The sequence below is a fragment of the Pseudomonas sp. E6002 genome, assembly GCF_013385565.1.
Taxonomy (GTDB): domain Bacteria; phylum Pseudomonadota; class Gammaproteobacteria; order Pseudomonadales; family Pseudomonadaceae; genus Aquipseudomonas.
In genome coordinates, this window is record NZ_JACAPT010000009.1 from 295,755 (window position 1) to 308,134 (window position 12,380).

Genomic DNA, 12,380 nt, shown 5'->3' on the forward strand with positions numbered 1-12,380 from the left:
GGCTCTGAAATCCGGTTAGAGGCTCTTTGCAGACGCCGGGTTGATCATCCGCGCCAACCCAAGGTTCTTCAGCGCCAATTGCAGCGAGCTGTGGATAACTTGCGGGTTGTCGATAGTCATCAACTCCGCCAGCAGCTCCTTGGCCCGGCTCAGGTTGATCTGGCGCAGCATCCATTTCACCTTCGGCAAGTTGGTGGCGTTCATCGACAGGCTGTCAAAGCCCATCGCCATCAACAGCACAGCCGCCGCCGGGTCACCGGCCATCTCGCCGCAGATACTCACCTGCTTGCCTTCGGCATGGGCATCGCGCACCACGTTCTGCAAGGCTTGCAGCACCGCCGGGTGCAGGTAGTCGTAGAGGTCGGCCACCCGCGGGTTGTTGCGGTCCACGGCCAGCAGGTACTGGGTCAGGTCGTTGGAGCCCACCGACAGGAAGTCCACCTGCCGCGCCAGCTCCTTGGCCTGGTACACCGCCGCCGGAATCTCGATCATCACGCCAATCGGCGGCATCGGCACGTCGGCGCCTTCGTCGCGCACTTCGCCCCAGGCACGGTGGATCAGGTGCAGGGCTTCTTCCAGCTCGTGGGTGCCGGAGATCATCGGGAGCAGGATGCGCAGGTTGTTCAGGCCTTCGCTGGCCTTGAGCATCGCGCGGGTCTGGACGAGGAAGATTTCAGGATGGTCGAGGGTAACGCGAATACCGCGCCAACCAAGGAAGGGGTTGTCTTCCTTGATGGGGAAATACGACAGTGACTTGTCGCCGCCAATGTCCAGGCTGCGCATGGTCACCGGTAACGGATGGAAGGCGGACAATTGCTCGCGATAAATCGCCAGCTGCTCCTTCTCACTCGGAAAACGCTGGTTGATCATGAACGGCACTTCGGTGCGGTACAGGCCCACCCCTTCGGCGCCGCGCTGTTGTGCACGTGCCACGTCCGCCAGCAGGCCGGTGTTGACCAGCAGCGGTACGCGGTGGCCGTCGAGGGTCACGCACGGCAGTTCCCGCAGGGCGTCGAGGCCCTGGGACAGCTGGCGTTCTTCTTCCACCACTTCGGCGTATTGCTTGCGCAGCACTTCGCTGGGGTTGGTGTAGACCTCGCCGTGGTAGCCGTCGACGATCATTTCGATGCCGTCGACCTTGGAATACGGCAGGTCCACCAGACCCATCACCGTCGGAATGCCCATGGCCCGAGCCAGGATCGCGACGTGGGAGTTGCCCGAACCCAGTACCGAGACCAGGCCCACCAGTTTGCCTTCCGGCACTTCGCCGAGCATGGTGGCGGTCAGTTCTTCACTGATCAGGATGGTGTTGTCGGGGTACACCAACGTGGTCGAGCGCTCTTCCTGCAGGTAGGCCAGCAGACGGCGACCGAGGTCCTTCACGTCCGAGGCGCGCTCGCGCAGGTAGGCGTCGTCCATCAATTCGAAACGGTTGACGTGATCGGTGACCACCTGGCGCAGCGCGCCCTGGGCCCACTGGCCGGTCTTGATCACGTCCTTGACTTCGCTGCCCAGGGACGCGTCGTCGAGCATCATCAGGTACACGTCGAACAACGCCCGCTCTTCAGGCCGCAGCTGGGTGGCCAGCTTGGTCGAGAGGGTGCGCATGTCATTGCGTACGCCTTCGAGGGCGGTCTTGAACAGGATGATTTCAGCGTCGATGTCGGTGACGGTCTTGTCCGGCACCACGTCCAGGTCGGCGGGCGGCAGCATGACCACGGCGGTACCGACAGCAGCACCCGGCGAACCCGGCACGCCGACGAACTTGGCTTCCTGGATGCCCTTGCCCTGGCGTCCCAGGCCGCGAATCGAACCGGTGGCCTCGGCATGGGCGATAACCCCGGCGAGCTGCGCGCTCATGGTCACAAGGAAGGCTTCTTCACCTTCGTCGAACTGGCGGCGTTCTTTCTGCTGGATGACCAACACGCCGACAACGCGGCGGTGGTGAATGATCGGCGCACCGAGGAACGAGGCGTAGCGCTCTTCACCGGTTTCGGCAAAGTAGCGATAACGCGGGTGATCGGCCGCGTTTTCGAGGTTCAGGGGTTCTTCACGCGTCCCCACCAGGCCCACCAGACCTTCATTGGGCGCCATGCTGACCTTGCCGATGGAGCGCTTGTTCAAGCCCTCGGTGGCCATCAGGACAAAACGGTTGGTCTCGGGGTCCAGCAGGTAAACCGAGCAGACCTGGCTGCCCATGGCTTCCTTGACGCGCAACACAATAATCCCCAACGCCGCCTTGAGATCCTTGGCGGAGTTAACTTCCTGGACGATCTTGCGCAGCGTATTGAGCATGGCTCGGGGTCGAACTCCGTCGTCAGTCGCGCGCTAAAAGGCGCGGGGCAAGCTCTTTAAGAGCGCGACGATAAACCTCGCGCTTGAATGTCACCACCTGGCCCAACGGATACCAATAACTGACCCAGCGCCAGCCATCGAACTCCGGTTTACCGGTCAAATCCATCCGCACCCGCTGCTCGTTGGAGATCAGGCGCAGGAGAAACCATTTCTGTTTCTGGCCGATGCACAGCGGTTGGCTGTGGGTACGCACCAGACGTTGCGGCAAACGATAGCGCAACCAGCCTCGGGTGCAGGCCAGAATTTGCACATCTTCACGTTCAAGGCCTACTTCTTCGTTCAACTCACGGTACAAGGCGTCTTCAGGGGTTTCGTCGGGGTTGATTCCGCCTTGAGGAAACTGCCAGGCATCTTGGTTGATACGGCGAGCCCATAGCACCTGTCCGGCATCATTCGTAAGAATAATCCCGACATTAGGACGGAAACCATCGGGGTCGATCACGGCAACAACCTCGCAAACGCATGTCACCGCATTGTTCCACAAAGATTGATACAGCGGCAACGAGGCTGCTTACCTTATGTGCACTCTTGTGAAAAGACCGTATTCTGGACGCCTTTTTACAGACTTTTCAGCGAGTAACTGCAATGCGCCTGGCTTTATTCGACTTGGACAACACGCTTTTGGGGGGTGACAGCGATCACGCCTGGGGCGATTACCTCTGTGAACGCGGGATTCTCGACGCCGTGGCCTACAAGGCCCGCAACGACGAGTTCTACCAGGACTACCTGGCCGGCAAGCTGGATAACGCCGAGTACCTGAACTTCTGCCTGGAAATCCTCGGCCGCACCGAGATGGCCCAGCTGGATGAATGGCATCGCGACTACATGCGCGACTGCATCGAGCCGATCATGCTGCCCAAGGCGGTTGAGTTGCTGGCCAAGCACCGGGCGGCGGGCGACAAGCTGGTGATCATCACCGCGACCAACCGTTTTGTGACCGCGCCGATTGCCGAGCGACTGGGGGTTGAAACCCTGATTGCGACGGAATGCGAGATGCAGGATGGCCGCTACACCGGGCGCAGTACGGATATCCCGTGCTTTCGCGAGGGCAAGGTGACGCGCTTGAATCGCTGGCTGGAAGAGACCGGGTATAACCTGGAGGACAGCTACTTCTATAGCGATTCGATGAATGACCTGCCGCTGTTGGAGCAGGTGACGCATGCAGTGGCGGTGGATCCGGATCCGAATCTGCGGGCTGAGGCTGAGAAGCGTGGTTGGCCGGTGATTAGCCTGCGCGGCTGATAAAGCTTTCGCGAGCAAGCCCGCTCCCACATTTGCTCGAGTTCCACCTTTGGAATGCAGTCAAATGTGGGAGCGGGCTTGCTCGCGAATTGAGGCAACTCGGTCTCAAGCCTTAAACCGGCTTGGCACCCATCAACCCGGCAATCGCCACAAACCCCACCAGGCTCACCACCGCCAGCGCCACGGTAAAGTTCAAACTCCCCGCCCCGCCCAGCCGCAGTCGATTAAGCCGCACCACCAGCCAGAACCAGCTCAGCGCCGCCACGGTGTAGATCACGCTGGAACCCAGGATCCAGGTTTGCCCCAGCGGCCAGCCGATCAGGTGCGCCAGCCACCAGCCGGTGAACGGCATGCTCACCACGCAAATGCCCATCAACAACCACACAAACACCCACGGCCGCTGCACGGTATAGGCCGGCCCCGCGCTGCGTTTGCGCCAGGCCAGCACTGCCAGGGCGAGGCCGCTGAGCAGCAGCAACACCGTGGCCGCGATGTGGATAACTTTAAGGGTGGTCAGCGTTTCCATGTTCTCGATTCCTTGAAGGCCGCCCAGTCAGCGTAGTCGCTCAACCGAGGAACAGCTGGTAGGCCGGGTTATCACTTTCATCCCAGTACGGGTAGCCAATGGCCTCCAGCGCCGCCGGCACCAGGTGACGCTCGTCCGCCGGTACTTGCAGGCCCGCCACCACGCGCCCATCGGCGGCGCCGTGGTTGCGATAGTGGAACATCGAGATGTTCCAGCGCCCGCCCAATTTGTTAAGGAAGTTGAACAGTGCCCCCGGACGTTCCGGGAATTCGAAGCGGAACACCACCTCGTCGCTGACATCCGCCGCATGGCCGCCGACCATATGGCGGATGTGCAGCTTGGCCAGTTCGTTTTCCGTCAGGTCCAGCACCGGGAAACCCTGGCTGGTGAGGCTGGCGATCAGCGCGCTGCGCGGGTCGTTTTCCGGGTGGGTCTGCACGCCGACAAAAATGTGCGCCTCGCGCCCGGAGTGGTAGCGGTAGTTGAATTCGGTGATCTGGCGCTTGCCCACGGCTTCGCAAAAGGCCTTGAAGCTGCCCGGTTTCTCGGGGATGGTCACGGCAATGATGGCTTCGCGGCCTTCCCCCAGCTCGGCGCGCTCGGCCACATGGCGCAGGCGGTCGAAGTTGACGTTGGCCCCGGAATCGATGGCCACCAGGGTTTGCCCGGTGATGCCACGGGTCTCGACGTACTTCTTGATGCCCGCCACGCCCAGGGCGCCAGCCGGCTCCGTGATGGAGCGGGTGTCGTCGTAGATGTCCTTGATCGCCGCGCAGATTTCATCGGTGCTGACGGTGATCACTTCATCCACGTAGTCCTTGCAGATGTCGAAGGTGTGCTGGCCGATCTGCGCCACTGCCACGCCGTCGGCGAAGATGCCCACGGTCGGCAATACCACGCGCTCGCCCGCCGCCATGGCGGCTTGCAGGCAGTTGGAGTCGTCCGGCTCGACGCCGATGATCTTGATTTCGGGCCGCAGGTATTTCACGTAGGCCGCGATACCAGCAATCAGGCCGCCGCCGCCCACCGGGACGAAAATCGCGTCCAACGGCCCCGGGTGCTGGCGCAGGATCTCCATCGCCACGGTGCCCTGCCCGGCAATGGTGTGCGGATCATCGTAGGGGTGAATGTAGACGTAGCCTTTTTCGTCGACCAGCTTCAGCGAATACGCCAGGGCTTCCGGGAAAGAATCCCCGTGCAGCACCACTTTGCCGCCACGGGAACGCACGCCTTCGACCTTGATCTCGGGGGTGGTCTTGGGCATCACGATGGTGGCCTTGACCCCCAGCACCTTGGCCGCCAGGGCCAGGCCCTGGGCATGGTTGCCCGCCGAAGCGGTGACTACGCCGCGCGCACGTTCTTCGGCGCTCAGTTGGGTCAGCTTGTTGTAGGCACCGCGAATCTTGAACGAGAACACCGGCTGCAAGTCTTCGCGCTTGAGCCAGACCTTGTTGCCCAGCCGCTCGGAGAGCTGGCGGGCGGTCTGCAGCGGGGTTTCTACGGCAACGTCGTAAACGCGCGAGGTGAGGATCTTTTTGACGTACTGTTCAAGCATCGGAAAGCATCACTGGGCGGGTTGGGCAGGGCCAAGGAGTCTAACCCAGCGTTTGGCCGGGCGACCACACGAAAACCGAGGTTTTGTTGGGTTATACTCGCGCCCCTCTTTACTCCCCGCCCGTTCCGGAGCCCGCATGACCCAGGATCAACTCAAACAGGCAGTGGCCCAGGCCGCCGTCGATTTAATCCTTCCTAAACTCGACGATAAAAGCATCGTCGGTGTCGGCACCGGTTCCACCGCCAATTGCTTTATCGATGCGCTGGCCCTGCACAAGGGCGCGTTCGACGGCGCGGTTGCCAGCTCCGAAGCCACCGCTGCGCGGCTCAAGGGCCACGGTATTCCGGTGTACGAGCTGAACACCGTCAGCGACCTGGAGTTCTATGTCGACGGCGCCGATGAAAGCGACGCACACCTGAACCTGATCAAGGGCGGCGGCGCAGCCCTGACCCGCGAGAAGATCGTCGCGGCCGTGGCCAAGACCTTCATCTGCATCGCCGACGCCAGCAAACTGGTGCCGGTACTCGGCGCGTTCCCGCTGCCGGTGGAAGTGATCCCGATGGCCCGCAGCCACGTGGCCCGCGAACTGGTGAAACTGGGCGGCGACCCGGTGTACCGCGAAGGCGTGCTGACCGACAACGGCAACATCATCATCGACGTGTTCAACATGCAGATCACCAACCCGGTGGAACTGGAGCGCCAGATCAACGCGATCGTCGGCGTCGTCACCAACGGTTTGTTCGCGGCCCGTCCGGCTGACGTACTGCTGCTGGGCACCGCGGAAGGCGTGAAAACCCTTAAGGCGTAATGCAAAACCCGTGTGGGAGCGGGCTTGCTCGCGAATGCGCAGTGTCAGTCACTGAATATGGCGCCTGATACACCGCATTCGCGAGCAAGCCCGCTCCCACATTTGTTCTGCACATGACTCAAGACTTGGTTTTTTTGAATACATAGAAAAGATTGGGCTCACTGACCATGTACAACGTGCCGTCGTTGTCCATGGCGATCCCCTCGGCCTGAGGCACGCGCTGCTTCAGGCCATGGCGCCCCTTGAGCAGCGACAGGCTGCTCAGGGGGCGACCGTCGATATCCAGTTCCAGCACCAAAAATGACTCATCCGACAGCGCCAGCAGATGACCGCTACGCTCGTCGTATTGCAGGCTCGACAGGTCGCGCACAAACAACCCGGCATCGCGCTTGGGGTTGTTGATCACGTGCACCGAGTAGGTTTTTTCCGGTTTGAAATGCGGAAAGCCGTGGACCTCGTAGATCAGCATCGGGTCGCGTTCCTTGGCCACAAACAGGCGCTTGCCCACCGAGTCATAGGCCAGGCCTTCGAAGCCCTTGTTGCCGCCCAGGTGCACGCCGAGGGTCATTTGCTCGGCGTCGGCGGCATCGAGGAATTGGGTGTCGTCATCCACGTGGACCTTGATCAGCCGCTGCTGGCGTTCGTCGCTGATCACGTAGGTGTTGTCGCTGATGTACTCCACGGCCTCGGCATCGCCAAACCCCACCAGCGCAATGCGCCGCAGGATTTTGCCGTCCAGGGACAGTTCGACCAGCTCAGCGTTCTTGTTGGTCACGGTAAACAGGCTGTTGCGCACCGGATCAAAGGTCAGTGCCGAGACATCATCGTTGAGGCCGTCGATCACCTGCGCCTCCAGGGCCACCCGGTAATCCCCAAGGCCAATGGAGTGCTCCCCGGCGGGATTGCGCCAGGATTGCCAGTTGAACCAGGCACGCTCGAACAGACGCAATTGCTGGGCAACCACACCGCACGCCACCAGGGCGATCAGGATCAGGATAAAAAAAGCAGGTTTGGGGCGGGCAAGTCGACGCATCGGGCGGGGCTCAGAGTAAAAACTGGCGAATGAATATCACGGTCGCCTGAATTTAAACTTAAACGCCCCGGGTGTCTGGCATATGCCGCAGATAGAGAAAAATCTGACGTAATCGAACTACTGCGCCTGCTTCTCGAAGCGATAGAACAGGTTCGGCTCGCTGACCATATACAGCGTGCCGTTCTCGTCCATGGTCACACCTTCGGCACGCGGGATGGTGTTCTTCAAGCCATTGAAGCCGCCGAGCAAGGTCATGAAGCTGACCTGCTCGCCCTTTTCGTCCAGTTCCAGCAACAGATGGGAGTCCGCCGACAGCGCCAGCAGGTGGCCGGTACGCGGGTCGACGGTCAGCGCCGACAGGTTGCGCATGTCCAGTTCAGTGCTGGCGAGCTTTTGCTTGACGCCGGAGAGGGTCTGGCTGCCGTCGCTTTTCCAGGTGAACAGGGCCGGTGGGCGTTCTTCGCCGAGGATCAGCTGTTGGTTGCGCTTGTCCCAGGTGACCGCCTCAAAGGCTTTGTTCTGGTCCTTGGACGGGCCCAGGTCATAGGACGGGAAGTCGGCTTTGTTCAACTGCTGGGTCTGCGGGTCGACCTTGACGATGGTCAGGCTGTGCTGGCGCTCATCGACCACGGCCATCAGGCCGTTTTCCATCATGGTCACGCCTTCCGGGTTGTTCCAGCCGTTGAGCGGCATCTTGCGCAGCACGTCGCCTTGCAGGGTCAGTTCAACCAGGAACGGGTTCTTGCCCATCACCGAGAACAGGGTCTTGGTCAGCGGGTTGTAGGTGAGGTCCGAGGCTTCGTCCTTCTCCATGCCGGGCAGCAGCTTGGCGTCGATCACCGCGTGGTAGTCCGGGAGCCAGACGCTTTCCAGGCGCTCGGCCGGGGTTTCGAAACCCTCCGCCAGCCACAACACACCGCGGTCGTCCCAGTGCATCGCCCAGGCCACGCCGTAAATGATCGCGCCGGCGAGGAACAGCCAGGAATACCAGCGCATGGCAAGGCGTGAACGAAACGTGGGTTTTACGGAGGGGAGAGGCACGGCCATTACGCTTTCCAGAAAGTCAGCTTTAGGGGATAGCACAGGATCACAAGGTCCGCGCGCAGGAGGCTGAGGATTATCCGGATGGGGTGTGAAAAAAATGCAAAAACCCGATTGGGTGACAGTACACAGATCAAATGTGGGAGCGGGCTTGCTCGCGAAAGCGGAGTATCAGTCACTGAATCTGTCACTGATACACCGCTTTCGCGAGCAAGCCCGCTCCCACATTTTTTAACCGCGTTTCACCCGGTATTTAGCGAACGCTGCTTTCGAAGCGGCTCACACCCGGCAATTCCAGCACCAGCTCGTCACCCACATTCAGCGGGCCCACGCCTGCCGGCGTACCGGTGAGGATCACATCCCCGGCCTGCAACGAGAAGCAGCCGGCCATGTACTGGATCATCGGGATGATCGGGTTGAGCATGATCGCGCTGTTGCCGTCCTGGCGCACTTCGCCATTGATGGTCAGGCGGATGCCGATATCCGTCACATCCGGGAAGGTGCTGCCGACCACGAACGGGGCAATCACTGCCGCGCCATCAAACGACTTGGCGATTTCCCACGGCAAGCCCTTGGCTTTCAGCTCGGCCTGTTTGTCCCGCAGGGTCAGGTCCAGGGCCGGGGCGAAGCCGGAGATGGCGTCCAGCACTTCCTCGCGGCTCGGTTTGGCCGACAACGGCTTGCCGATCAACACCGCGATTTCCGCTTCGTAATGCACCGAACCGCGCTCGGTAGGGATGGCAAAACCGCCTTCCAGTGCCACTACGCAACTGCCGGGCTTGATAAACAGCAGCGGCTCGGTGGGTACCGGGTTATCCAGTTCCTTGGCGTGTTCGGCGTAGTTACGCCCGATGCACACCACCTTCCCCAGGGGAAAGTGAATATTGGTGCCGTCGACATACTTGTGCTGGTAGCTCATGGACCGACTCCTTCAGGGACTGTTAAACAGCGAAAATCTTGCCCGGGTTCATGATCCCGTTCGGGTCGAACACCGCTTTCACTGCCTTCATGTATTCAATTTCAACCGGCGAACGGCTGTAGGTCAGGTAATCGCGCTTGGTCATGCCCACGCCGTGTTCGGCGGAGATCGAGCCGTTGTACTTCTGCACGGTCTCGAACACCCACTTGTTGACGGTGGCGCACTTGGCGAAGAACTCGTCCTTGCTCAGGTTTTCCGGCTTGAGGATATTCAGGTGCAGGTTGCCGTCCCCGATGTGGCCGAACCAGACGATTTCGAAGTCCGGGTAGTGTTCGCCGACGATCGCGTCGATTTCCTTCAGGAAGGCCGGTACTTTCGACACAGTCACCGAAATGTCGTTCTTGTACGGCGTCCAGTGAGAGATGGTCTCGGAGATGTACTCGCGCAGCTTCCACAGGTTGTGCAGTTGGGTTTCGCTCTGGCTCATCACGCCGTCCAGCACCCAGCCCTGCTCGACGCAGTGTTCGAACGTGGCCAGGGCATCGTTGGCCACTTCTTCGGTGGTCGCTTCAAATTCCAGCAGCGCGTAGAACGGGCAGTCGGATTCGAACGGCGCCGGCACGTCGCCGCGACCGAGGACTTTGGCCAGGGCCTTGTCGGAAAAGAATTCGAAGGCGGTCAGGTCCAGCTTGCTCTGGAAGGCGTGCAACACCGGCATGATCGAGTCGAAATCGGTGGTGCCGAGCACCATCGCGGTGAGGTTTTTCGGCGCCCGGTCCAGGCGCATGGTCGCTTCGACCACAAAGCCCAGGGTGCCTTCAGCGCCGATGAACAGCTGGCGCATGTCGTAGCCGGTGGCGTTCTTGATCAGGTCTTTGTTCAACTCCAGCAGGTCGCCCTTGCCGGTGACGACTTTCATACCGGCCACCCAGTTACGGGTCATGCCGTAGCGAATGACCTTGATTCCGCCGGCATTGGTGCCGATATTGCCGCCAATCTGGCTGGAACCCGACGAGGCGAAATCCACCGGGTAGTACAGGCCTTTTTCTTCGGCGACGTTCTGCAATTGCTTGGTGACCACGCCCGGCTGGCACACGGCGGTGCGGTCGGTGAGGTTAACGTCGAGGATCTGGTTCATATAGTCGAACGACACAACCACTTCGCCATTCGCAGCGACGGCAGCGGCCGACAGGCCGGTACGGCCACCGGACGGCACCAGCGCGACCTTGTGCTCATTGGCCCAACGGACGATGGCCTGCACCTGCTCGGTGGTCTTCGGGAAGACGATGGCCACCGGGGCCGGCGCGAAATGCTTGGTCCAGTCCTTGCCATAAGCCTCAAGGGAGTCAGCATCGGTCAGGACCTTGCCAGGCTCAACCAGGGTCTTCAGCTCATCAATCAGGGCAGGATGGGTCATCGACAGAACTCTCGAACAATTCATGGTCATCCTGAGAACGCTTCACGTCGCAGGAATGGGTGTTTAGCGGGGCACGTATGCTAGCATACCGCCCCCGCAGGATAGTGCCCAAGGGCGTTCTGCGGTGACGGCTTTCCTGCCGTCCGGGTCAGCTTACGTGATCCGATTCCCTGCCATTTTTCTCCGGGATACAGGTTTACGCAGATGAGCAAGACTTCTCTCGATAAGAGCAAGATCAAGTTCCTTCTTCTGGAAGGCGTCCACCCATCGGCCGTCGAAGTCCTGAAGGCCGCCGGGTACACCAGCATTGAGTACATCACCAGTTCTCTGCCGGAAGCCCAGCTCAAGGAAAAGATCGCCGACGCGCACTTTATCGGCATTCGCTCCCGCACTCAGCTGACCGAAGAGATCTTCGATCACGCCAAGAAGTTGGTAGCTGTCGGCTGTTTCTGCATCGGCACGAACCAGGTCGACCTCAACGCAGCGCGCGAGCGCGGCATCGCGGTGTTCAACGCACCGTACTCCAACACCCGCTCCGTTGCTGAGCTGGTATTGGCCGAGGCGATCCTGTTGCTGCGCGGTATTCCCGAGAAGAACGCTTCCTGCCACCGTGGCGGCTGGATCAAGAGCGCAGCCAACTCCTTCGAAATCCGCGGCAAGAAGCTGGGTATCGTCGGTTACGGCTCGATCGGCACGCAGTTGTCGGTACTGGCCGAAGGCCTGGGCATGCAGGTGTTCTTCTACGACACCCTGACCAAGCTGCCATTGGGTAACGCCACTCAGGTGTCGAGCCTGACCGAGCTGCTGGGCATGTCCGACATCGTGACCCTGCACGTACCGGAAACCGCTGAGACCCAGTGGATGATCGGCGAGAAGGAAATCCGCGCCATCAAGAAGGGCGGGATCCTGATCAACGCTGCACGCGGCACCGTGGTCGAGCTGGACGCCCTGGCCGACGCGATCAAGGACAAGCACCTGATCGGCGCCGCCATCGACGTGTTCCCGGTAGAGCCGCGCTCTAACGACGACATCTTCGAAAGCCCGCTGCGTGGCCTGGACAACGTGATCCTGACCCCGCACATCGGCGGCTCCACCGCTGAAGCCCAAGCCAACATCGGCCTGGAAGTGTCGGAGAAACTGGTCAAGTACAGCGACAACGGTACGTCGGTGTCCTCGGTCAACTTCCCGGAAGTGGCTCTGCCGGCTCACCCTGGCAAGCACCGTCTGCTGCACATCCACCAGAACATCCCTGGCGTGATGATGGAGATCAACAAGGTCTTCGCGGAAAACGGCATCAACATTTCCGGTCAGTTCCTGCAGACCAACGAGAAAGTCGGCTACGTGGTTATCGACGTAGACGCCGAGTATTCGGACCTGGCGCAAGAGAAGCTGCAGCACATCAACGGCACTATCCGTAGCCGCGTGTTGTTCTAATCGCTAAACGCGCATAAAAAAGGGAGACCCTCGGGTCTCCCTTTTTTTGT

The 12,380-nt window shown here is 60.7% G+C and carries 11 protein-coding genes; 3 read left to right on the forward strand and 8 right to left on the reverse strand.

Translation table 11 applies throughout. The features are described 5' to 3' along the window. Positions 1-15: 15 nt before the first annotated feature. Positions 16-2,295, reverse strand: coding sequence for a phosphoenolpyruvate--protein phosphotransferase (gene ptsP, locus HX815_RS07650; protein ID WP_003213828.1), 2,280 nt, complete (start codon positions 2,293-2,295; stop codon positions 16-18). A gap of 22 nt (positions 2,296-2,317) precedes the next feature. Further along, on the reverse strand, positions 2,318-2,797 hold the full coding sequence (locus HX815_RS07655) for an RNA pyrophosphohydrolase (protein WP_003176750.1): 480 nt from the start codon (positions 2,795-2,797) through the stop codon (positions 2,318-2,320). Positions 2,798-2,940: 143 nt separating this feature from the next. Here HX815_RS07655 and HX815_RS07660 point away from each other — a divergent pair, with 143 nt between their 5' ends. Beyond that, positions 2,941-3,597, forward strand: coding sequence for an HAD family phosphatase (locus HX815_RS07660; protein ID WP_177028029.1), 657 nt, complete (start codon positions 2,941-2,943; stop codon positions 3,595-3,597). Between the two features lie 112 nt (positions 3,598-3,709). On the opposite strand, the gene HX815_RS07665 is transcribed toward HX815_RS07660, so the two are convergent. Both HX815_RS07665 and ilvA read right to left on the reverse strand, forming a co-directional pair. Next, complete coding sequence (locus HX815_RS07665) at positions 3,710-4,123, reverse strand: DUF2269 family protein (protein WP_102370118.1); 414 nt, start codon at positions 4,121-4,123, stop codon at positions 3,710-3,712. Between the two features lie 40 nt (positions 4,124-4,163). Then, positions 4,164-5,678 carry a threonine ammonia-lyase, biosynthetic gene (gene ilvA / locus HX815_RS07670; RefSeq protein WP_177028030.1) on the reverse strand — a complete coding sequence of 505 codons (1,515 nt, stop codon included), beginning with the start codon at positions 5,676-5,678 and terminating at the stop codon, positions 4,164-4,166. Positions 5,679-5,814: 136 nt separating this feature from the next. Here ilvA and rpiA point away from each other — a divergent pair, with 136 nt between their 5' ends. Then, the gene (gene rpiA, locus HX815_RS07675) at positions 5,815-6,486 is read left to right on the forward strand and encodes a ribose-5-phosphate isomerase RpiA (protein ID WP_003213836.1); all 672 of its coding nucleotides are present in this window, start codon (positions 5,815-5,817) and stop codon (positions 6,484-6,486) included. 118 nt (positions 6,487-6,604) lie between these two features. Here rpiA and HX815_RS07680 read toward each other — a convergent pair whose 3' ends face one another. From HX815_RS07680 to HX815_RS07695, 4 genes are all read right to left on the reverse strand, one after another. Further along, the gene (locus HX815_RS07680) at positions 6,605-7,519 is read right to left on the reverse strand and encodes an SdiA-regulated domain-containing protein (RefSeq protein ID WP_003213837.1); all 915 of its coding nucleotides are present in this window, start codon (positions 7,517-7,519) and stop codon (positions 6,605-6,607) included. A 117-nt stretch (positions 7,520-7,636) separates the two neighbouring features. Then, entirely contained in the window at positions 7,637-8,566 is a 930-nt protein-coding gene (locus HX815_RS07685) for an SdiA-regulated domain-containing protein (RefSeq protein ID WP_177028031.1), read from the reverse strand. Positions 8,567-8,813: 247 nt separating this feature from the next. Next, entirely contained in the window at positions 8,814-9,479 is a 666-nt protein-coding gene (locus tag HX815_RS07690; RefSeq protein ID WP_003213842.1) for a fumarylacetoacetate hydrolase family protein, read from the reverse strand. A gap of 22 nt (positions 9,480-9,501) precedes the next feature. Beyond that, on the reverse strand, positions 9,502-10,896 hold the full coding sequence (locus HX815_RS07695) for an FAD-binding oxidoreductase (RefSeq protein WP_003213844.1): 1,395 nt from the start codon (positions 10,894-10,896) through the stop codon (positions 9,502-9,504). Positions 10,897-11,100: 204 nt separating this feature from the next. Here HX815_RS07695 and serA point away from each other — a divergent pair, with 204 nt between their 5' ends. Continuing rightward, the gene (gene serA, locus HX815_RS07700; protein ID WP_003213846.1) at positions 11,101-12,330 is read left to right on the forward strand and encodes a phosphoglycerate dehydrogenase; all 1,230 of its coding nucleotides are present in this window, start codon (positions 11,101-11,103) and stop codon (positions 12,328-12,330) included. The last annotated feature ends 50 nt before the right edge of the window (positions 12,331-12,380 follow it).

Bases quoted from the DNA above. Each gene is read 5' to 3' on its own strand.
- ptsP (WP_003213828.1), bottom strand. From the start codon at position 2,295: ATGCTCAATACGCTGCGCAAGATCGTCCAGGAAGTTAACTCCGCCAAG.
- HX815_RS07660 (WP_177028029.1), top strand. From the start codon at position 2,941: ATGCGCCTGGCTTTATTCGACTTGGACAACACGCTTTTGGGGGGTGAC.
- HX815_RS07665 (WP_102370118.1), bottom strand. From the start codon at position 4,123: ATGGAAACGCTGACCACCCTTAAAGTTATCCACATCGCGGCCACGGTG.
- ilvA (WP_177028030.1), bottom strand. From the start codon at position 5,678: ATGCTTGAACAGTACGTCAAAAAGATCCTCACCTCGCGCGTTTACGAC.
- rpiA (WP_003213836.1), top strand. From the start codon at position 5,815: ATGACCCAGGATCAACTCAAACAGGCAGTGGCCCAGGCCGCCGTCGAT.
- HX815_RS07680 (WP_003213837.1), bottom strand. From the start codon at position 7,519: ATGCGTCGACTTGCCCGCCCCAAACCTGCTTTTTTTATCCTGATCCTG.
- HX815_RS07685 (WP_177028031.1), bottom strand. From the start codon at position 8,566: ATGGCCGTGCCTCTCCCCTCCGTAAAACCCACGTTTCGTTCACGCCTT.
- HX815_RS07690 (WP_003213842.1), bottom strand. From the start codon at position 9,479: ATGAGCTACCAGCACAAGTATGTCGACGGCACCAATATTCACTTTCCC.
- HX815_RS07695 (WP_003213844.1), bottom strand. From the start codon at position 10,896: ATGACCCATCCTGCCCTGATTGATGAGCTGAAGACCCTGGTTGAGCCT.
- serA (WP_003213846.1), top strand. From the start codon at position 11,101: ATGAGCAAGACTTCTCTCGATAAGAGCAAGATCAAGTTCCTTCTTCTG.